Here is a 20,589-nt window from a genome sequence, read left to right as displayed (position 1 = left end):
CAGGGTAGCGGAACCCGAGCCACTACCCGAATCCGAGCCTTCGCGTCGCGATCGTTCTCTGAAATCCACACCGAGGAGCCCCCATGGACTGGCGCGACAAAGCCGCCTGCTTGACTGTCGACCCCGAGCTGTTCTTCCCTGTCGGGAACACCGGTCCGGCCGTCGACCAGATCGAGAAGGCGAAGACTGTCTGCGCCACCTGCACGGTGACCGAGATCTGCCTCCAGTACGCACTCGAGTCCAGCCAGGACTCCGGAGTCTGGGGCGGCCTGTCCGAAGACGAGCGCCGCGCTCTGAAGCGCCGCGCCGCCCGCGCACGCCGCGCTTCCTGACGACTCTCCCCTGCCGAAACCCGACGTGCCGCACCGGCTCGTCGGGTTTCTCGCATTCCGGGGTGGTGTGAGCGCCCTGTGAGTGCCGCTCCGCGCGCCTCAGGCGGTCAACCACCGCAACGGGATGTCGATGACCACCTCGGTGCCGGTGCCCTCACTGCCGTGCCACTCGATGCTGCCGCCGAGCTCGCCCTGGATGAGCGTGCGGATGATCTGCGTCCCCAAGCCCTGACCGATGCGCCCCTCCGGCAAGCCGCTGCCGGTGTCGTGCACCGTGACCCGGAGGTTCTCCTCCGTGCGGGTCGCGTCGATCGTGACGAGCCCCTCCTGGCCGGCGAGACCGTGCTCGACCGCGTTGGTGACGACTTCGGTGAGGGCGAGGGCGAGCGGCGTCGCGTACTCGCTGGGCAGCACACCGAAACGTCCGGTCGATCGCGTCTGCGCGCGCGTGTTCGGTGCCGAAGCGACTTCCGCGACCAGCTTGAGGACGCGATCGAAGACCTCGTCGAAGTCCACTTTCTGCGTGAGTCCCTGGGCGAGCGTGTCGTGCACGACCGCGATCGAGTCGACCCGGCGCATCGCCTGCGTGAGCGCATCGCGCGCCTCGTCCGAGTGCGTCCGTCGCGCCTGGATACGCAGCAGCGATGCCACGGTCTGCAGGTTGTTCTTCACCCGGTGATGGATCTCGCGGATCGTGGCGTCCTTGGTGATCAGCTCCTGCTCCTGATGGCGCAGCTCGGAGACGTCACGGCACAGCAGGATCGCACCGATGCGCGTCCCATGGTCCTTCAGCGGGATGGCGCGCAGCGAGACGGTGACTCCGCGTGCCTCGACGTCCGTCCGCCAGGGCGCGCGCCCCGTCACGACGACCGGCAGCGACTCATCCACCTGTCGGGACGGCGGTACGAGGCGCGTGGTGACCTCTGCGAGGGACTCCCCCTCGAGCTCGTCGTCGAACCCCATGCGGTTGAAGGCTGACAGGGCGTTCGGGCTCGCGAACGTCGTGATGCCGTCGACGTCGATGCGGATGAGACCGTCGGACGCACGGGGAGCGCCCCGGCGCGGGGAGGTCGGAGCCGCGAGGTCGGGGAAGCTGCCGTCGGCGATCATGCGGAACAGGTCGTTCGCACACTCGTCGAAGGTGATCTGCTGGCGCGAGGGGATGCGGGCCTCGCCGAGGTTGGTGTGTCGCGTCACGACGCCGATGACGCGGGGAGCCGGTGAGCCGCCGCGCTGCTCGATGACGATCGGCACCGCGCGCACGCGCGTCGGGGTCTCCTCGAACCAGTCAGGGGAGGAGGAATCGATGATCTCCGCCGTGTCGAACGCGCCCTGCACCTGGGTGCGCCACTGGGGCCGCACACGCTCACCCACGATGTCGCGGTAGAAGAGCGTCGCCGCGCCGCTCGGACGCGCGTGGGCGACCGCGATGAACGACGCGTCATCCGCCTGGATCCACACGACGATGTCGGCGGAGGAGAGGTCGGCCAGCAGCTGACCGTCGCCGGCGAGTCGGTGGAGCCACTCGACATCGCTCTCGGTCAAGAGTCCCTGGGCCTGGGCGAGATCACTGAGCGTCGACACTCCCCCAGCCTACGGGGACTTGCCTCACAGCACGGCCAGGGAGGTGGCGCGCCAGCGTCGATCGAGGCCCTCCAGGCGGATGGCGACCGCGCGCGTGCGGCCCGGACCGGCCACCACGACGACGGCCTCGATGATGCCGTCCGCCGGCTCGGTGACGCGGATCGAGAGGATCGAGAAGGCCGGCCGCGCCGGCGCCACTCCCCGTGCGCTGCGCGCCCGCGCCGACAGGTTCGCGCGACTCACCAGCGTGCGGAACGCGTCCTCGCTGAACCACCGCGCGAGTTGGTCGACTTCGCGCACCCCGGCCATGACCTCCAGCACACCCTGGGTCAGGCTGCGCAGCAGGGGTGCAGGATCGGGCAGTGCCGCCGTCGCCGTCGGCTGGGGGGCGAAATACTCGTGAAGCGTCATCATCTCGTGCTCTCCGTCGGGGGATCTGCCTGACAGTGGAGCACGCCGCGCCCGTGCCGCGAGCGGTGCGAGCGAAGGAATGTGGATAACTCGTACGTCGCGATCCGCACTGTCCTACGCTCTGACCCGTGCACTGGGATCGTCTGTTCGAAGACCTCGAAGGTCAGCTCGCTGCGGAGTGGGAGAGCGAGCGCGCGGCGCTGAGCGCGGAGTCGGAGCGACTGCGGATCTCGCGCCTCGAGTTACGCGGCCGACTCCGCCACCTGTGCGACTCCCGAGTGTCCGTCGTGATCGAGCTCGCGAGCGGTCGGAGGCTTCCCGTCTCGCTCCGCGCCCTGGGCGCGGACTGGCTCGCGATCGAGTCCGCTCCGGGCGATGATGTGCGCACCGGTGGAGCGACGCGGATCGTGCCGCTGCACGCCATCCGGGGCATCCGCGCCGACCATGGGGCGTTGCTGTCGAGCCTGGAGGACGCCCCTCGGCCGGCGAGCACCGTGCGCGACCGGATGACGTTCGGCTTCGTGCTGCGCGATCTCGCCCGACGCCGTGTGCCCGTCCACCTGAGTATGACCGTCGGCGACGACGTGCACGGCACGATCGATCGTGCCGGGGCGGATCACCTCGATCTCGCGGTGCACGACGCCGGGACAGCACGCCTGGCAGGTCTCGTGCACGGATTCCGCCTCATCCCGTTCACCGCCCTGGTCGCCGTGCGCACTGTCGGCGATCACCGCCCCTGAGCCGACGTCCCCCAGAGCTCGGGAAAGCTGGCGGTCTGCGACTGCCGCCAGAGTGCCATCCGGCGCGACATCTCCGATTGCTCCGCCAGGTAGCCCTCGATGCTGCTCTCCTCGATCCGCCACCGCGCGGGGGAACCCAGTTGCGCTCCCCGCAGCCGCCCGTCCTGGACGAGCGCGATCACCTCGTCGACGGTGAGCTGGAGCAGCTCCGCCACCTGCGCAGGCGCAAGATACTGCGGAACGGGCGGGCGAGACTCGGGCATGCGCCCATTGTCCCGCACCGATATGCACATCGCCACTGCCGCATCCGCCTGTGGATAACTCCGGAGCCCGGGCGCCGGACTCTGTGACGATATCGGCATGAGATTCCTCTCCCGTCCCCGGCGTGCGTTCCGCGGAGACCTGCGCTTCCTGATCGGCATCGCCCTGGTGATCATCTCGATCACCGGCGTCTGGTTCCTGATCGCCGCATCGGACGACATCACCCCGGTTCTCCAGACCACCAGGACGATCACGGAGGGCGAGGTCGTGACGACCGATGACTTCACCGTCGCGGAGGTGGGTCTCGGAGCACTCGCCGAGGACTACGTCTCCCCCGGTGACGTGACGGAGGGCCAGGTGGCGACGCGTACGCTGCGCGCCGGCGAGCTCATCCCGGACTCCGCCGTGGGGCCGGCCTCCGCCTCCCGGTCCACGACGATCGTGGTGGAGAGCTCCACCCCGATACCGCACGATGTGGCGGCGGGAACCGTGGTCGAGCTCTGGAGCGCTCCGCCGCTCGAGGACGGACGCTCGTTCGATTCGCCCCGGATCCTCGTGGCCGATGTGATCGTGCGCGACGTGATCGAGGCGGACGGCATGCTCGCGGAATCCGGCGTCTCCGTGGAGCTCGTGATCGACCGCGCGGACGTGGCCGGCGTTCTCGATGCGGTGACGGGCGGCGCGGTCCTGTCGGTGGTTCCGGTCGGGCCCGGCTCGTGACCGCCGTCATCGTCGCGACTCCCGACCCCCGAGCGAGCGCCCTGGCATCCGAACTGGAGCTCGAAGGGGTGCGGGTGATCGCGAAGGTCGGCCCCACGTCTCGATCGCTCCTCGCGCTGCTCCCCGAGGCCGAGGCGATCCTGCTTCCGGCGACTCGTTCCGCCCTGACGACGGAGCTGCTCGGAGCCTGCGATCGTGCCGGAGTGCGCGTCCTCACGCTGGGCGAGATCGACAGCCGTGCGCTGGGGCGGCTGCCCCTGGCCGCCTCCCTGCCGGCCGACGCGACGGGATGGCAGGTGGCGTCCGTCCTCGCGGCGGATCCTCCCCGCCCCACGGCCACCTCGACGTCCGGGCCGCGCCTCACGGTCGTCTGGGGACCGCACGGTGCTCCAGGACGCTCCACGATCGCCATCCAGTTGGCTGCCGAGTTCGCGCGCCGCGGTCGCCGCACCGCTCTGGTCGACGCCGACACGGTCGCTCCCTCCTCGGCGCTGCTGCTCGGGCTCGGCGACGATGCTCCCGGAATCGCGGCTGCCTGTCGACGCGCCGAACTCGGCGGCCTCGACGCCGGGGAGCTCACGCGCCTCTCATCGATGGTCACGACCAGTGGCGGCGAGATCGCCGTGCTTCCCGGCATCAACCGCCCGAGCCGCTGGCCGGAACTCTCCGCGACACGGCTCGGGTCTGCTCTGCGCGCCTGCCGGGAGTGGCGCGAGGAGACCGTCGTCGACGTATCCGATGCCTTCGATGCCGACGACGAGGCGACGTTCGACCTGGCCGGCCCGCGACGGCACGCCGCCACCACGGCCGCCGTGCGTGAGGCGGACGCCATCATCGCGGTAGCGTCGGCCGATCCGCTGGGTATCAGCCGATTCGTCCGCGATCACGCCGAACTCTGTCGTCTCTCCGGCTCCGCCCCGATCTCGGTGGTGGTCAACCGAGTGCGCTCCGGACCTCTCGGAATCGATGCGCGCACGCAGGTGCGTCGCACGCTCGAGAGGTTCGCCGGGATCACCGAGGTGACCTTCCTGCCGTTCGATCAACGTGCTGCGGACGCCGCCCTGCTGCACGCCCGTGTCATGGCCGACGTGACGCCCCGCTCGACGTTCGTGGCGGCGATCCGCGATCTCGCGGGCTCCCTGACACCTCCCGCGACCGCGACTACTGCCGATAGCTCGAGAGGAAGTTCCCGAGGCGCTCGATGGCTTCGCTCAGGACGCGCGTCTCGGGAAGAGTGACGATGCGCAGGTGGTCGGGCGTGGGCCAGTTGAATCCCGTCCCCTGCACGAGAAGGATGTGCTCGGAGACGAGCAGGTCATAGACCAGCTTGCCGTCGTCACGGATCTCGTGCACGTTCGGATCGAGCTTCGGGAATGCGTACAACGCGCCCTGCGGCCGGACGCAGGAGACCCCGGGGATGCGCTCGAGCCCCTCCCACGCGACATCGCGCTGCTCATGCAGACGTCCGTTGGAGGCGATCAGCGCATCGATCGACTGCACGCCGGAGAGTGCGGCCTGCACGGCGTGCTGGGAGGGCACGTTCGGGCACAGACGCGTCGAGGCCAGGAGCGTGATCCCCTCGAGGAACCCCTTGGCGTGGGACTGCGGACCGGTGATGACGAGCCAGCCCGATCGGTAGCCGGCCACCCGGTAGGTCTTCGACAGGCCGTTGAAGGTCAGACAGAGCAGGTCCGGCGCCAGGGTCGCGGTCGGGATGTGCACCGCATCGTCGAAGAGGATGCGGTCGTAGATCTCGTCGGAGAGGAGCAGCAGCTCGTGCTCGCGGGCGATCTGCACCAGCCCCTCGAGGATCTCGCGCGAGTACACGACACCGGTGGGGTTGTTCGGGTTGATGATGACGAGCGCCTTGGTGCGCGGCGTGATCTTCGCGCGGATGTCTTCCAGGTCGGGCTGCCACTCGTCGTCCTCATCGCAGAGGTAGTGCACGGGTGTTCCACCGGCGAGGCTGGTCATCGCGGTCCACAGCGGGTAATCCGGAGCGGGGATGAGCACCTCGTCGCCCTCGTCGAGCAGCGCCTGCATCGTCATGGTGATGAGCTCGGAGACGCCGTTCCCGAGATACACGTCGTCCGGTCCGAACCGGGGAAAACCGGGGATCTCCTCGTAGCGGCTGACGACCGCGCGGCGGGCGGAGATGATGCCCTTGCTGTCGCTGTAGCCGTGCGCGTCCGGCAGGGCGGCCAGCATGTCGTGGACGATCTGGTGCGGGGCGTCGAAGCCGAAGATCGCCGGGTTGCCCGTGTTCAGCTTGAGGATCTTGTGACCCTCCGCCTCCAGTCGCGCCGCCTCGACGAGCGCGTTTCCGCGGATCTCGTACAGGACGTTCTTGAGCTTCGACGACTGGTCGAAATGGCGCGATGGGGTCATCGAGCAAGCCTACAGGGACGACATGAGGGCCAGTCCGCGTGGACTGGCCCTCATGATCGGTGGGATTACTTCTTCTTCTTGCCCTGCGCCCGGCGCTGCTCGCGGTTGCCGGCGGGGGCTGCCGATGACGAGCCCTCCGTCCGCTGCCCGAACGCTCCGCGGGCGCCCTGCTCCTCTGCCGGCTCGACGGCGTCACGCGCCGCGGCGGCCTGACGCAGCCGATCCGTGGCCTTCTGCTGCACCTGACCGCGGTCGTCGCGCACCTCGACCTCGCCGGCGTCATTCGCGGCCGAGTACTCGAGATGCTGGTCCCCGGCACCGTCGGACAGCCCCTTGGCCTCGACCTCGGTGGCGTCGGTCTCTCCCGCGCGCCGGACCTCGACCTCGAGGTTGTACAGGTAGCCGACCGATTCCTCCTTGATCTGCCCCATCATCGACTGGAACATCGCGTACCCCTCGCGCTGGTACTCGATCAGCGGATCGCGCTGCGCCATGGCCCGCAGACCGATGCCGTCCTTCAGGTAGTCCATCTCGTACAGGTGGTCCCGCCAGCGCCGGTCGAGAACCTGGAGCACGACACGTCGCTCGAGCTCCCGCGTCGCTGCCTCGCCCAGCGTCTCCTCGCGCTTCTCGTAGGCGATCTTCGCGTCGGACAGCAGCTCGCGCGTGAGTCCGTCGGCGGTGATGCCGCCCTTGCGTCCGCCGGCCTCGGCGACGACCTCATCGATCGTCACGCTCACCGGGTACAGCGTCTTGAGCTCGGTCCAGAGCGCGTCGAAGTCCCAGCTCTCGTTGTGGCCCTCGCCGGTGTGGTCGTTGACGACGCCCGTGATGGCGTCCTCGATGAAGTGCTGCACGCGCCCGGCGATGTCGTCGCCGTGGAGGATGTGCCGACGGTCGGCGTAGATGGCCTCGCGCTGACGGTTCAGGACGTCGTCGTACTTCAGCACGTTCTTGCGCATCTCCGCGTTGCGGGATTCGACCTGCGACTGCGCACTGCGGATGGCCCGTGAGACCAGCCCCGATTCGATCGGCACGTCGTCGGGGAAGTTGGTGCGCGCGAGGATCGCTTCCGCGGCCCCCGACTGGAACAGACGCATCAGATCGTCGGTGAGGCTCAGGTAGAACCGGCTCTCACCGGGGTCGCCCTGGCGACCCGAACGACCGCGCAGCTGGTTGTCGATGCGACGCGACTCGTGTCGCTCCGTGCCGAGGACGTAGAGGCCACCGGCCTCGATGACCTTCTCGGCCTCCCCGGAGACGACGTCCTTCATCGCCTCGTAGGTCTCGTCCCACGCGACCTCGTACTCCTCGGGCGTCTCGACCGGGTCGAGGCCCTTGCCCTTGAGCTCCTGCACCGCGAGGAACTCGGCGTTGCCGCCGAGCATGATGTCGGTGCCTCGACCGGCCATGTTGGTCGCGACCGTGACGGCGCCCAGGCGACCGGCGCGGGCGACGATCTCGGCCTCGCGCGCGTGGTTCTTGGCGTTGAGGACCTCGTGCTTGATGCCCTTCTTCGCCAGGAGGCGGGACAGGTACTCGCTCTTCTCGACGCTCACGGTTCCCACGAGCACCGGCTGCCCGGCCGCGTGACGCTCGGCGATGTCCTCGACCACCTGCGCGAACTTCGCCGTCTCGTTCTTGTAGACGAGGTCGGACTGGTCCTTGCGCACCATCGGACGGTTCGTCGGGATCGGGATGACGCCGAGCTTGTACGTCGACATGAACTCCGCGGCCTCGGTCTCGGCCGTACCGGTCATGCCGGCGAGCTTGTCGTAGAGGCGGAAGTAGTTCTGCAGGGTCACGGTCGCGAGGGTCTGGTTCTCGGCCTTGACCGGGACGCCCTCCTTCGCCTCGATCGCCTGGTGGATGCCCTCGTTGTAGCGACGTCCGACCAGGATGCGGCCCGTGTGCTCATCGACGATCATGACCTCGTCGTTCATCACGACGTAGTCGGTGTCCTTCTTGAACAGGGCCAGGGCCTTGATCGAGTTGTTCAGGAACGAGATGAGGGGGGTGTTGGCCGACTCGTAGAGGTTCTCGATGCCGAGGTAGTCCTCGACCTTCTCGATGCCGGGCTCGAGGACACCGACCGTGCGCTTCTTCTCGTCGACCTCGTAGTCCTCGCCCACTTCGAGGGTGCGCGCGATCTTCGCGAATTCGGCGAACCAGCGGTTCGCCTCCCCGGAAGAGGGACCCGAGATGATCAGCGGGGTGCGAGCCTCGTCGATGAGGATCGAGTCGACCTCGTCGACGATGGCGAAGAAGTGCTCGCGCTGGACGAGGTCTTCCTTGCGCCACGCCATGTTGTCGCGCAGGTAGTCGAATCCGAACTCGTTGTTGGTGCCGTACGTGATGTCGGCGGCGTACTGCTCGCGCCGAACGGCAGGGGTCTGTCCGGAGACGATGATCCCCGTCGTCATGCCCAGCGCACGGAACACGCGGCCCATCAGCTCGGCCTGATAGCTCGCGAGGAAGTCGTTGACCGTGATGATGTGCACGCCCTGGCCGGCGATCGCGTTGAGATAGGCAGGGAAGGTGGCGACGAGGGTCTTTCCCTCACCCGTCTTCATCTCGGCGATGTTCCCGAGGTGCAGAGCGGCCCCGCCCATGATCTGGACGTCGTACGCCCGCATGCCGAGCGTACGCTTCGCGGCCTCGCGGACGGCGGCGAACGCTTCGGGCATGAGCTGGTCGAGGGTCTCGCCCTTCTCGAACCGGGCACGCAGCTCCGTGGTCTCGTTGCGGAGCTCCTCGTCGGAGAGTCGGGAGATGTCGTCTTCCAGCGCCCCGACCGCCTTGACCACCTGGTTCAGGCGGCGGATGACTCGCCCTTCTCCCGCGCGCAGCAGCTTCTCAAGAGGATTGGCCACGGATGTCTTCTCCCTGTCGGTAGTCATGAGCCTGCGCCGTTGCGGCGTTCGCCAGGCATTCTTTGTCATGTTACCGGCCCGTGACCTCCACGTCGCCTGCGAGCACGGTCGGTCGTCGGCTCCGCGACGCGCTCGGAGCGGCGCTGCCCTTCCGTGTTGCCCGGTATCCATATACTCGGTAATGCTTTCCCGCCTGAATGGAGTCCCGATGTCCGTGCGACAGAGTCTGCTCGCGATCCTCGATCAGGGGCCGTGCTACGGCTATCAGCTGCGCCATGAGTTCGACCGCCGCACGGGATCGAGCTGGCCGCTCAACGTGGGGCAGATCTACAACACCCTCGAACGGCTCGAGCGCGACGGTCTGGTCGCCCGGGGCGGCGCCGACGCGCACGGGCACGTGTACTGGCACATCACTCCGGCCGGATCGACCGAGGTCGCCGAGTGGCTCTCCTCCCCTGTGACGCGGAGCACGGCCACCCGGGACGAGCTCGCGATCAAGCTCGCCGTCGCGGCGACTCTTCCCGGGATCGACGTGAGCGCGGTCATCGCGACGCAGCGGCTGGTGACGGCCCACCGGAAGGCATCGCTCGACGAGGCTCGGTACGAAGGGGCGGACACCGAGGGCCCCGAGGCGCTGGCGTGGTCGCTGATCGTCGACTCGATGCGCTTCGCGGCCGACGCCGAGGACCGCTGGCTCGACCACGTCGAGCAGCGCCTCACGGCGCACCCTCGCGCTGCGATGGCTCTCGAACTCGCCACGGAGCGTCCCAAACGGGGACGCCCGGCGAAGGCGTCCGCCGCCGCATGACGCTCAGTCGCCTCGGCGTTCGCCGCGAGCGGATGCACAGCTCCCGCATCGTCCACGGAAAGTAGGATCAGCACATGGCAGGTTTCTGGGGTAGACGCAAGCGCGACGAGGAAGCCCTCGCCGCACAGGATGCCGACCTCGCGCGCCGCGCGGAGCAGGCGCTCGTCGCGGCCGACGAGCGCATCCGCACGACCTCCGACGAACTCGCGTTCGCCGAGGCCGAGCTCGGCGAATCTCTCACGTCCGACCTCCGGAAGGCGCTGGCCGCCGTGCGCACGCACCTCCGCGAGGCGTTCCAGATGCACCAGCTGAATCACGACGAGATCCCGGACACCGCCGAGGAGCTGCGCACCCGCAACGCCCGCATCATCCAGCTCTGCGACTGGGCTCAGGATCTTCTGGACGAGAAGACCGATGTGCTGGCGACCTCGATCGCCAAGGTTCGTCGGGCCCCTGAGATCATCGCTCAGGTCCGCGCGGAAGCCGAAGCGCTCAGCGCGCGGATCCCCCAGACGAACGCCGCGATCGCCCGGCTCTCCGGTCGCTATGCGGAATCCGCCATGGCACAGATCACGGCGAGCGCATCCGAGGCGGAGCAGCTGATCGCCTTCGCCGTGCACGGCGCTTCGGTGTCGGAGCGTCGACGCGCCGCCAAGCAGAACGAAGAGGCCAACGTCGCGCTCGAGACGGCCACCGAGGCCACCCGGCGTGCGGCCGCGCTGCTGGACGCCGTCGAGGACTTCGAGATCGAGGCTCTGCGTGCCGAATCGACGCTGGCCGAAGTGGTCGCCGACTCCCGCGGCGACCTCATCGCGGCGCGCACCGCGCCCCGTGTGCCTGCCGTGACCTCGGCGGTCGAGGAGCTGCAGGCGGCCCTCAGCTCGCTCTCGCCCGCCGGCACGCCCAACGACCCCTTCGCGGAGCTGTCGCGGCTGCGGACCGCGAACACCGCGCTCGACGATGCCATCGCGCACGCGCGACACCGAATCGAGAATCCGCTTCCGTCGATCCCCCTGGTGCAGCACGCGATCGACGATGCCGACCGCCAGCTCGGTGTGGCCCGCGGCCTGATCGCCGGACACCGCGGGTGGATCGGGGCGGATGCCCGCACGCGCCTCGCCGAGGCGGAGCGCCTGCGCATCGATCTCTCCGAGATGCTGCCCGCCGAAGAGACCCGCGAGGCCGCGCTCGCAGGTGCCCGTCGTGTCGCCTCGCTCGCCTCCGAAGCCCTGCAGCTCGCGCAGCGCGACATCGATTCCTCGCGCCCCCAGAACGACGGCTGGGGCGGTGGCGGCGGCTGGGGCGGCGGCGGACGGCGAGGCGGCGGAAGCGACATCGCCTCCGGCCTTCTGGGTGGCCTCGTGATCGGCAGCCTGCTGGACGGGATGTTCGACTGAGACCTCGCAGCCCGGAGACGATGAAGGCCCGCCCCGTTCGGGGCGGGCCTTCTCGGTCTCCGTGCTATGAGGCGAGTGCCTGGTCCGGCGGAGCCTGCGTGCTGAGCGCGATCACACCGTAATCCCAGCCCTTGCGCCGGTACACGACGCTCGGGTGGTCGGTGCTCGCGTCGACAAACAGGAAGAAGTCATGACCGACGAGTTCCATCCGGTCGACGGCCTCTTCCACGGTCATCCATTCCGGATCGAAGCTCTTGGTGCGGATCACGACGGGAGAGTAGACCTCTTCCTCGTCGTTCTGCACCGGGACCGCTCCGGTCGCGACGGCGTGCAGCACCTCGGCGGATGCCGGCTGCACATCGATTCCCTCGAGCGAGCCGCTCTCCTTCTCGAAGTGCGCACCGCGGGGGTGCTGCCGGTTGTCGACCCGCTTCTCCTTCGCGCGACGCAGCTGCTCTGCCATCTTGTCGACCGCGAGGTCCAGTGCGACGAACTTGTCCCCGTCCGTGGCCTCCGCTCGCACCACGGGACCCTTACTCACGAGCGTGAGCTCGACGGTCTCATCAGGGACATGCCCGTTGCGGTATGCGCGATGAGTGACCTTCACATCCAGACGCTGCGCCTTCGAGGCGAACGTCTGCACTCGGGCGATCTTCTCCTCGACAACGGTGCGGAAGCGATCGGTGATACCCACTCCGACGCCAACGATGCTTGTTTCCATTGCTGCCTCCTTGTCCCGGTCCTCCCGGCCAAGGGCGGACCGTGGTCGCCTTGTGGTCCCCAACCGTAGTCCGCCTGCCAACGGAAGTCACGGTCCATTTGCTCCGTGTCGCCGATGTGTCCGCGATGAACGGGCCGGGAATCAGCGCGGGGACGGCGTGGCGGCGAGCGCCGCGCCCCCCAGGACCACGAAGCCTGCGGAGGAAAGTGCTCGCACCGCTTCATCCATCGTCGCCCCGGTGGTGACGACATCGTCCACGAGCACCACGCGTTCTCCGTCGGATCTCCGCCGAGCGCGCATGGCGCCGTTCACGTTCTCGGCACGCTCCCGCATCCCCAGTCCGCGCTGATCCGCCCGCCCTCCCCGGACGGCCAGCACCGACAGCGGGCGCAGTCCTGCGCGGCGGACGAGCAATTCGGGCACGCGATATCCCCGTCGTCGGAAGGCGGAACGCCCGGTCGGTACCGGCACCGCCACGGCGCCCGCCCCGCGGGCGGGACCGAGGACGGCGGCGAGCGCGGCCCCGAGCGGTCGCGCGAGCAGCGTCTCCCCGTCTCCCTTGAGGCGGCGGATGCAGCGCGCCGCGATGCCGTCGAACGTCAGGGCCGCGCGCACGGAGAGCCCGTTCGGCGTGCACACGTCCACGGGCTCCGGGGCGAGCTGCGACCGACACGGTCGGCACAGCAGCTCCCCCGGGCGATCGCAGCCGGCGCAGGTGGCGGAGAGAAGAAAGGCGCCGAGCTCGGACAGCAACGGCGAGGAGAAGGCGGTCATCCGCCGATCTTCGTGCTCTCCGGCACGGGGAGGACACGGTCGGACGCGATCGGCGCGCAGCCGGGCTCGCGGTGGCGTTGTGCAGGACGAGTGCGGTCGCGGTCACTCCCCGACGCGGGTGGCCAGCACGCGGACACCGGTGGCCACCTCTCGCCACGCGGATCCCGCATGCGCGTAGAGTGCGCCCGTCGCCCCCCCGAGGACGCGCACGCCGGAGGGGATGCGCCCCCCTGCCAGGGACACCGCATCCGCGGGCGGCGCTTCGAGCGACCCGGGGCCGACGACGAGTTGCGTGAGGAGGACCGGGCTGGGGGCGTCGACCAGCACTCCCACCCGATCGGGCGCGAGCCACACGAGACCCGCGGCATCACCGTCGATGCGGGTCAGCTGCTTGACCGTGCCGAGCTCGAGAGGCATGCCGTTGTCATCCCGGACGACAGCGGCCACCACGATCCAGCGCTGACCGCCGACGGTGATGACCGCGGCGACCCGGGAACCGTCTGCCGACACGCGCAGCGCCGAGATCCCCGAGGCGTCCGGCCAGGCTTTCTCGATCCCGTGCGGGGCGACGTCGCTCCCCCACGCCTGCACCGTCGACGGTGCGCCTGCCGGCACGGTCCACGTGTAGCCGTACGGGTCGAGCGAGGGTTCGATGAGACCGGGACGCGCGTCGAGCTCGTCGATGCGTCCGTCGCCCACCAGGTACACGTGACCGTCCGCCAGCTGCACCGCCGCGTTCTGCGAATCCCGCGCGAGATCCACCGAGCGCACGGCCTGCGGCAGCGTCAGCATCTGCTCGCTGATCCCCTCGATCGGCACGACTTCGCCTCCGACGATGGTGCCGAACGCGTCGTCCGTGAGCACCACGGCGCCGGACCCGGCCGGGGCGTCCGGGAGCGACACGACGCCGGCGTCCAGCGTGCGCCCGTCGACCGTGAAACGCACCTGTGAGACACGCACGCCCGCCAGGTCGAGCGTCTGCTGCAGCTGCGTGCGCATCCGGGCCAGCGTGGTCGGGTCCAGGAGCGAGGCGGCTCCCGTCAGAGCGACCTCCGCGACCTGCTGGCGGTCGATCGGCACCGCGTCCTGGGCGAGCTGCACGTCGGCCGGGAACGCGGTCTGCACGGCGGGTTCGAGCCAGGAGCTGGGAGAGCCGCTCACGAGCGCCTGGGTGACGGTGGTGGCGATGCTCACCCGCCGAGGGAACCAGCGGGTGTCGGGCACGAGGTCCGTCCAGCTCCGGTCGAAGTAGAGCAAGGAGTACCCGTCGAAGACCTGCACGAACCGCGCCTTGTCGATGACGATGCCGTCCGGCGCCTGCGAGATGCGCCACTCGCCGTCGTCCTGGCGTGCGAGGCTGAACGGGACGCTGGAGGCTCCCCGCGACTCCGAGTAGGCCCCCGAGCTGTCGACGCTGGCCACGAGGTCGAACTGCACCTGCACATCGCCCGTGTCCGCGGTCTCGACCGCGTCCTCCTGGATCGAGGAGGAGATCGTCCGCGAGGCGACGGCGTCGTCGATCGACACCCCGGCGCCCGGTCGCCACGTCGCCTGCAGCTCGGTGGTGAGGAACTTGCGCGCGGTGCTCCAGTTGTCCGCGGGCGAGATGGCCGCCTCCATGAACCCCTCCACGATCTCGCGGGGGCTGGATCCCGGCGCCGGTCCCGAGGCGATGAACAGGAAGTCGTTGTCGTCCGGAGCCTCACCGAGCTCGAGACCGACGTTGACGTCTCCGCTCGTCGGCAGACCCGTGCACGCCGTCAGCACGGCGGCGACGACCACCAGGGCGATACCGCTCAGCAGACGCCTGACAGACCGCTTTCTCATCACAGCCCCCATTCCTCTCGGAGCTCCGGAGGAAGATCGACCAGGGAGATGGGCTGCGTGGCGTCACCGATGTCGGTCAACGGCTCCTCGGGCTGGAGCGAGATCGGGCTCGCCCCTTCCGGGAGGACTCCGTGGCGCGGAAGCGTGAGCACGAAGTTCGTGCCCGCTCCGAGTTCGGACCACACCGCCAGCGTGCCTCCGTGGAGCGAGGCATCGCCGAGGGCGATGGACAGCCCCAGTCCCGTGCCGCCGATGGTCCGCTGCCGCGAGGGGTCGGCTCGCCAGAAGCGGTCGAAAACGCGCTCCGCATCGGCGGGATCCATGCCGAGACCGAAGTCGCGGACACCGGCCGCGACCGCGCTCTGGTTGCTGTCCACCGTCACGACGATGGGTCTCCCCTCCCCGTGCTCGATCGCGTTGCCGATGAGGTTGCGGAGCACGCGGCGCACCCGGCGCGGATCCATCTCCACCGGCGAGTAGCCGCCGGGAGCCTCGAGACGCAGGTCTGTCCCGTGACTCAGCGCGAGGGGGCGCATCTGCTCGATGATGTCCTCCGCGACGTGGGCGAGGCTGGTCTCCTCGAGCTCCAGCTGCACGGATCCGGCGTCGTACCGGCTGATCTCGAGCAGGTCGGACAGCAGCACGTCGAAGCGCTGCACCTGTGCATGCAGCAACTCCGCCGTGCGCGCCGTGGTCGGATCGAAGTCGGAACGCACGTCGTTGAGCATCTCGGCGGCGAGGCGGATCGTGGTCAACGGCGTCCGAAGCTCATGCGACACATCCGAGACGAAGCGCTGCTGCACCATCGACAGCTCGCCGAGCTCCTTGATCTGCGCCTCGATGCTGTCCGCCATCGCATTGAAGGAGCGCCCGAGCGTGGCGAGTTCGTCCTCGCCGTGCACCTCGAGCCGCACTCCCAGATCGCCGGCCGCCAGGCGCGCACTCGTCTCCGCCGCCTGCACGATCGGAGTCGCGACGGCGCGCAGCACGATCCACGAGATGCCGGCCAGGATCGCCACGAGCGAGATGCCGGCGATCCACAGCGTCCGCTGCACGAACACCAGGGTCTGATCGGCATCCCCGAGCTCGTAGGCGAAGTAGATCTCGAACGGACCGGCGCTCGGGACCGACAACTGCTGTCCCACGACGATACCCGGGACCTCGCGGCCTCCGTCGATGGGGAGGGAGACGGACTGCCAGGCCTGACGATCGTCGAACTCCACCACGCGGGTGCGCAGCCCGGAGCTGAGCTGATTGCCGCTGAGGCCGTTCGTGAAGCCACTCAGTCGCACGGAGTTGGGCTCGAGATCGATGCGGAACCCGGCGAGCTGATCCGCGCTCGAGTTGCGAGCGAGATCACCCTGGATGCTGGTCCACAGATCCTGCAGGGCGGCAGGATCATCACCGATCTCCGCGACGTCCAGGGTGCTCTGCGCCTGATCGATCGCGCGTCTCGCGTCTTCGAGAGCGACGTTCTTGCGCGACACGAAGAGGTCGTTCTGGATGACCAGCGCCATCGTCACGCACGTGACGAAGATCGCGAGCGATGTCGCCAGCAGAGTGATCGTGAGGGTGCGGAACCTCAGGGATCGACGCCAGAGAGCGCCGAGCACCGTCGGCCAGCCGCGCCAGTCGCGCAGGACCGCGACCGCCGTGGTGGTCGCTCCCGTCACGGCCATGGGGCGGCTATCCGACACTCCCGGCGCGGTAGCCGACGCCACGCACGGTCATGACGATCTTCGGGTTGTCCGGGTCCAGCTCGACCTTGGCGCGCAGACGCTGCACGTGCACGTTCACCAGTCGGGTGTCGGCCTTGTAGTGGTAGCCCCACACCTGCTCCAGGAGCATCTCGCGCGAGAACACCTGCTGCGGCTTGGAGGCGAGCGCCACGAGCAGCTGGAACTCCAGGGGGGTGAGCGCGATGGGCGTCGTACCGCGTCGCACCTCGTGCGCGTCGACGTCGACCGTGAGGTCGCCGACCCGCAGCTGCTCGCTCGTGCTCTGCGGGGCGGGGCGCAGCCGCGTGCGGATGCGCGCGACGAGCTCCTTCGGGTTGAAGGGCTTGACCATGTAGTCATCGGCGCCGACTTCGAGTCCGCGAACGACGTCGGCCGTGTCGCTGCGGGCCGTGAGCATGAGGATCGGGACGCCGGACTCCGCTCGGATCCGCGTGCAGATCTCGATGCCGTCCATCCCCGGGAGCATGAGGTCGAGCAGCACGAGGTCCGGTCGCTGCGCGCGCCATTCATCGACGGCCCGTGCGCCATCGGCGCAGAACACCGGCTCGAAGCCTTCGGTGCGCAGCACGATGCCGATCATCTCGGCGAGCGCCGTGTCGTCGTCGACCACAAGGATGCGTGAGGTCATAACTGTTACCTTATGGCACTCAGTCCCGGCATCCGCAGGTCTGCGCACCAGCCGTGCGGATATGACACGATGGGAGCGCACGACGGAGGGAATGCCTGTGAGTGGCCAGACGTGGACCCCTGCCCCGAGAAGAGGGATCATTCCCCTCCATCCGCTGACGTTCGGGATGCTGCTGGGAAAGGCCTTCGCGGCGCTCCGGCACAACCCCAAGGTGCTCTTCGGCTTCGCCGTGGTGATCCAGCTCATCGTGGTCCTCGCGACGGCCGGCGTCATGGGGGTGGTCCTGTTCACCACGTTCTCCCGCCTGGAGACCGTGCCCGCCGGCTCCCCCGACTTCGAGGCCGTGCTCGCGGGAACCGTCGCGATCAACATCATCGCCGGGCTCGCGGTCGGCATCGCCTCGATCGCCTTCACCGCGATCATGCAGGGCGTGGTCGCCGCCGAGATCGGATACGCGGCCATCGGAGTCAAGGCGACGCTGCGGATGCTGTGGCGCCGGATGGCTCCGGCGTTCTGGCGGCTCGCGGCCTTCGCCTCGATCGCGGTTCTCGCGATCTTCGGTGCGATCGCGGTCGTCGCGCTCATCATCGCCGCGTTCGTCGCCGGCGGGCTGGGCGGAACCCCCGAGCTCATCGGGCTCGTCGTGATCGTCGTGATCCTGATCGTGCTCGCCAGCATCCCCCTGGTGGTCTGGCTGTCGACCAAGCTGCTGCTGGTGCCCTCGATCCTGGTGCTGGAGCGCGCCCGCTTCCGCGAAGCGTTCGTGCGGTCCTGGCGATTGACCCGCGGCCGGTTCTGGGTCGCCTGGGGCGTGACGTTCCTGATCAGCGCGATCATGGGCCTCGCGATGCAGGTCGTCGGGATCCCCGTGTCCCTGTTCAGCTCGCTGGTGGGCTCGGTGGTGGCACCCACCGGATCTCCCGAGCCGACGGCGGTCGTGGGCTACGTCTTCGCCCTCGTCGCCCCGCAGATCCTTCTGCTCGTGCTGCAGGCGATCGCGCTCGTGGTCCAGAGCACCGGCGCGACCCTCGTCTATCTGGACTGCCGCATGCGGTACGAAGGTCTCGACCAGACACTCATCTCCTATGTGGAGCGGCGCGACCTCGGTGCCGGCGAGGAGCAGCTCGGCGACCCGTACGCTCTGGACCCCGCACGCGCCGTCACCGACGCCCCGCCGCCGCGCCAGGTGCCCGAGTACGTCGCGATGTCCCCGGGGGCGCCCTACCCGACGCCCTCTCCGCCGCAGTACGCGCCGGCGCAGCCGCCGTATGCCGCACACCCCCCGTACGCCGGACAGCCGTCCGCCGGACGACCGTCGTTCGCACCTGCTCCTCCCCCGGCACCGCCCGCGTCCACTCCTCCGTCCGCCGCGCCGCCTTCTTCCGCCGCGTCATCTCCCGCTCCGTCGACGACCGCTGACAGCCCGTGGGCCCCGCCCCCGGCAGGGTGGGCCGCCCCGGGCGCATCGAACGACGCGTCGAGCGGCGACGGCTCGGTATGATCCGTCTTCTCGACGATCCGTTCGTCCCCGACGGGGACGAGGCGCGCCGCTGGGCGGAGGAGGAGCTCTCCAACCCGCGGTACGCCGACGCGAAGCCCACCTGGTTCGACCTGATGGCGCGCGATGTCGGACGATTCATCGCCGATCTGTTCAGCTCGCAGAACGGCGCGAACCTCGGTCCCTCCGCCCTGATCGTGGTGACCGTGATCATCGCTGCGGCACTGATCGCGGCACTGATCATCTGGGGCAAACCCCGTGCCTCACGTGCGGTCCGACGGGCCGGCGACGGTCTGCTCGGCGCGACCGATGACCGCAGCGCCGCGCAGCTGAGAGCCGACGCGGAACGAAGCGCCCGGGACGGCGACTGGGATGCCGCGACGGTCCTCCGCTTCCGTGCCATCGCCCGCGCCCTGCTCGAGCGCGACGTCATCGACCCCGCGCCCGGTGCGACGGCGCAGGCCATCGCCCGCGAAGCCAGTGCGGTCTTCACCGAGGAGTCGATGGCGATGCGCACCGCTGCGACCGCCTTCGACGACGTGCGCTATCTCCGGCATCCGGCCACCGAGCAGAGCTATCGCGAGATCGCCGCCACCGACGAGCGGCTGCAGTCGCGTCGCCTCGAGGCGGTGCCGGCATGACGCTGACCGCAGGGAGCGCATCGCCTCCCACCGCCGAGCGCCCTCCGCGGCGACTCCGCTCGCTGATCGCCTGGGCGATCATCGCGGCCCTCGTGGTCTCCGTGTCCTTCATCGCGATGAGCGTGAGCGCCGGTGCCCCGGGCGGTCGCGGCTCGCTCGACCCCGAGGGGCGCAACGACGCGGGCGCGCTCGCCCTGGCCGAGATCCTGCGCGATCAGGGCGTAGAGATCGAGGTCGTCCGGTCCCGCGTCGATGCGCGCGCCGCGATCGACGGCGAGACCACACTCGTGATGGCGAACCCCTTCGCGCTCTCCGACGACGCGGTCGACGAACTGATCGGCCCCGCGGAGCGCGTGGTCTTCCTGTCGTCGAGCAGCAGACTGCTCGACCTGCTCGAGATCGGGTCCGGTGCGTCGGGCAGCAGGACGACCGCCGCCCCGGAGTGCGCGATCCCGGAGTTCGCCCTGGTCGGCGAGATCCGACCGGACCGGCTCTTCTCCCCCGCCGACGGCGTGACCGCATGCTTCGGCGACGACGACGGCGCCGCGGTGCTCATCGACGATCGTGCCGACCGCCGCCGCGTCGTGATCGAGGGCTCGAAGCTGTTCACCAACTCCTTCCTGGCGGAGAACGGCAACGCCGCGCTCGCGCTCGCGCTGATCGGACAGACGGACCGCGTCGTGTGGTACGTGCCGAGCTTCAGCGACACCGACATCGAGGGTGAACAGGTCGACACTCTGGGCACCCTCACTCCACCGTGGCTCACCCCGGTGATCCTCCTGCTGCTGCTCTCGGGCATCGCTGCGGCCCTCTGGCGCGGCCAGCGCTTCGGACCTCTCGTCGCCGAGACCCTCCCGGTCACCGTCCGCGCGTCCGAGACGATGCACGGACGCGCGCGCCTCACGGCCCGGGCGGGCGATGCGCCCCATGCCGCCCGCGCCCTCCGCGACGGCACGCACCGGCGACTGGCGCGACGCCTCGGCCTCGCCGAGCAGGCGAGCGCCGACGAGGTCGCCGACGCGGCATCCGACCGCCTCCGCACGCCGCGCGGCACTCTTCAGCCCCTGCTCGCCGGCCCGCTGCCGGAGGACGACACGGGTCTGATCGAGCTCGCGCGCAGGCTCAGCGAGCTCGAACGCGCCGTCGCGGCGAGCGCCCCGCACCCGGGAGGTTCCGCATGAGCCGCGCCCGACCGACCCTTCATCCATCCCGACGGAAGCCGAGGACACCCCGTGACCGCTGAGTAC

General features: G+C 69.5%; 19 protein-coding genes. 9 read left to right on the top strand and 10 right to left on the bottom strand.

Going from position 1 to position 20,589, the window contains the following annotated elements; all coding sequences use genetic code 11:
- The first annotated feature begins 83 nt into the window (after nt 1-83).
- Entirely contained in the window at nt 84-332 is a 249-nt protein-coding gene (locus ACWA14_RS05625) for a WhiB family transcriptional regulator (protein WP_028503730.1), read from the top strand.
- A 99-nt stretch (nt 333-431) separates the two neighbouring features.
- Here the strand turns inward: ACWA14_RS05625 and ACWA14_RS05620 are convergent, their stop codons facing one another.
- Both ACWA14_RS05620 and ACWA14_RS05615 read right to left on the bottom strand, forming a co-directional pair.
- Complete coding sequence (locus ACWA14_RS05620; RefSeq protein WP_463796593.1) at nt 432-1,916, bottom strand: sensor histidine kinase; 1,485 nt, start codon at nt 1,914-1,916, stop codon at nt 432-434.
- A gap of 24 nt (nt 1,917-1,940) precedes the next feature.
- Nucleotides 1,941-2,327, bottom strand: a complete 387-nt coding sequence (locus ACWA14_RS05615; protein ID WP_463796591.1) for an Rv3235 family protein — start codon at nt 2,325-2,327, stop codon at nt 1,941-1,943.
- A 128-nt stretch (nt 2,328-2,455) separates the two neighbouring features.
- Between ACWA14_RS05615 and ACWA14_RS05610 the strand changes: the two genes are divergently transcribed.
- Nucleotides 2,456-3,067 (top strand): hypothetical protein, encoded by a 612-nt coding sequence (locus ACWA14_RS05610; RefSeq protein ID WP_463796589.1) that lies wholly within the window; start codon nt 2,456-2,458, stop codon nt 3,065-3,067.
- Here the strand turns inward: ACWA14_RS05610 and ACWA14_RS05605 are convergent.
- Nucleotides 3,055-3,330, bottom strand: coding sequence for a helix-turn-helix domain-containing protein (locus ACWA14_RS05605; RefSeq protein WP_463796587.1), 276 nt, complete (start codon nt 3,328-3,330; stop codon nt 3,055-3,057). The genes ACWA14_RS05610 and ACWA14_RS05605 overlap by 13 nt on opposite strands.
- A gap of 97 nt (nt 3,331-3,427) precedes the next feature.
- Here ACWA14_RS05605 and ACWA14_RS05600 point away from each other — a divergent pair, with 97 nt between their 5' ends.
- Complete coding sequence (locus ACWA14_RS05600) at nt 3,428-4,048, top strand: SAF domain-containing protein (RefSeq protein ID WP_463796586.1); 621 nt, start codon at nt 3,428-3,430, stop codon at nt 4,046-4,048.
- Complete coding sequence (locus ACWA14_RS05595; RefSeq protein ID WP_463796585.1) at nt 4,045-5,286, top strand: AAA family ATPase; 1,242 nt, start codon at nt 4,045-4,047, stop codon at nt 5,284-5,286. Before ACWA14_RS05600 ends, ACWA14_RS05595 begins: the two co-directional genes overlap by 4 nt.
- Here ACWA14_RS05595 and ACWA14_RS05590 read toward each other — a convergent pair.
- Nucleotides 5,210-6,436, bottom strand: coding sequence for a pyridoxal phosphate-dependent aminotransferase (locus tag ACWA14_RS05590; RefSeq protein ID WP_463796584.1), 1,227 nt, complete (start codon nt 6,434-6,436; stop codon nt 5,210-5,212). The genes ACWA14_RS05595 and ACWA14_RS05590 overlap by 77 nt on opposite strands.
- Before the next feature lie 65 nt (nt 6,437-6,501).
- Entirely contained in the window at nt 6,502-9,309 is a 2,808-nt protein-coding gene (secA, locus tag ACWA14_RS05585) for a preprotein translocase subunit SecA (RefSeq protein WP_463796583.1), read from the bottom strand.
- Between the two features lie 208 nt (nt 9,310-9,517).
- On the opposite strand from secA, the gene ACWA14_RS05580 reads away from it, so the two are divergent.
- Entirely contained in the window at nt 9,518-10,117 is a 600-nt protein-coding gene (locus ACWA14_RS05580) for a PadR family transcriptional regulator (protein WP_463796582.1), read from the top strand.
- Between the two features lie 74 nt (nt 10,118-10,191).
- Nucleotides 10,192-11,514, top strand: a complete 1,323-nt coding sequence (locus ACWA14_RS05575; RefSeq protein ID WP_463796580.1) for a coiled-coil domain-containing protein — start codon at nt 10,192-10,194, stop codon at nt 11,512-11,514.
- 64 nt (nt 11,515-11,578) lie between these two features.
- On the opposite strand, the gene hpf is transcribed toward ACWA14_RS05575, so the two are convergent.
- The 5 genes from hpf to mtrA form a co-directional block, all read right to left on the bottom strand.
- Nucleotides 11,579-12,235, bottom strand: a complete 657-nt coding sequence (gene hpf, locus ACWA14_RS05570; RefSeq protein WP_463796579.1) for a ribosome hibernation-promoting factor, HPF/YfiA family — start codon at nt 12,233-12,235, stop codon at nt 11,579-11,581.
- Nucleotides 12,236-12,376: 141 nt separating this feature from the next.
- Nucleotides 12,377-13,009 carry a ComF family protein gene (locus ACWA14_RS05565; protein WP_463796576.1) on the bottom strand — a complete coding sequence of 211 codons (633 nt, stop codon included), beginning with the start codon at nt 13,007-13,009 and terminating at the stop codon, nt 12,377-12,379.
- Nucleotides 13,010-13,111: 102 nt separating this feature from the next.
- Nucleotides 13,112-14,836 carry a GerMN domain-containing protein gene (locus ACWA14_RS05560; protein ID WP_463796574.1) on the bottom strand — a complete coding sequence of 575 codons (1,725 nt, stop codon included), beginning with the start codon at nt 14,834-14,836 and terminating at the stop codon, nt 13,112-13,114.
- Nucleotides 14,836-16,515: an MtrAB system histidine kinase MtrB gene (gene mtrB, locus ACWA14_RS05555; RefSeq protein WP_463796572.1), complete on the bottom strand. Its 1,680-nt coding sequence runs from the start codon at nt 16,513-16,515 to the stop codon at nt 14,836-14,838. Before mtrB ends, ACWA14_RS05560 begins: the two co-directional genes overlap by 1 nt.
- Before the next feature lie 7 nt (nt 16,516-16,522).
- Entirely contained in the window at nt 16,523-17,203 is a 681-nt protein-coding gene (gene mtrA, locus ACWA14_RS05550; protein WP_463796570.1) for an MtrAB system response regulator MtrA, read from the bottom strand.
- Between the two features lie 166 nt (nt 17,204-17,369).
- Here mtrA and ACWA14_RS05545 point away from each other — a divergent pair, with 166 nt between their 5' ends.
- From ACWA14_RS05545 to ACWA14_RS05535, 3 genes are read left to right on the top strand one after another with little or no spacing between them, the layout of a single operon-like run.
- Nucleotides 17,370-18,704, top strand: coding sequence for a glycerophosphoryl diester phosphodiesterase membrane domain-containing protein (locus ACWA14_RS05545; protein WP_463796568.1), 1,335 nt, complete (start codon nt 17,370-17,372; stop codon nt 18,702-18,704).
- The gene (locus ACWA14_RS05540) at nt 18,701-19,342 is read left to right on the top strand and encodes a DUF4129 domain-containing protein (protein ID WP_463796565.1); all 642 of its coding nucleotides are present in this window, start codon (nt 18,701-18,703) and stop codon (nt 19,340-19,342) included. Before ACWA14_RS05545 ends, ACWA14_RS05540 begins: the two co-directional genes overlap by 4 nt.
- Nucleotides 19,339-20,523, top strand: coding sequence for a DUF4350 domain-containing protein (locus tag ACWA14_RS05535; RefSeq protein WP_463796563.1), 1,185 nt, complete (start codon nt 19,339-19,341; stop codon nt 20,521-20,523). The genes ACWA14_RS05540 and ACWA14_RS05535 overlap by 4 nt, the downstream gene beginning before the upstream one ends.
- The last annotated feature ends 66 nt before the right edge of the window (nt 20,524-20,589 follow it).

The organism is Microbacterium sp. TW_SC_2, assembly GCF_055361165.1.
The sequence above is the reverse complement of the archived record's forward strand: the minus strand, read 5'-3'. Positions and strand labels throughout refer to the sequence as shown.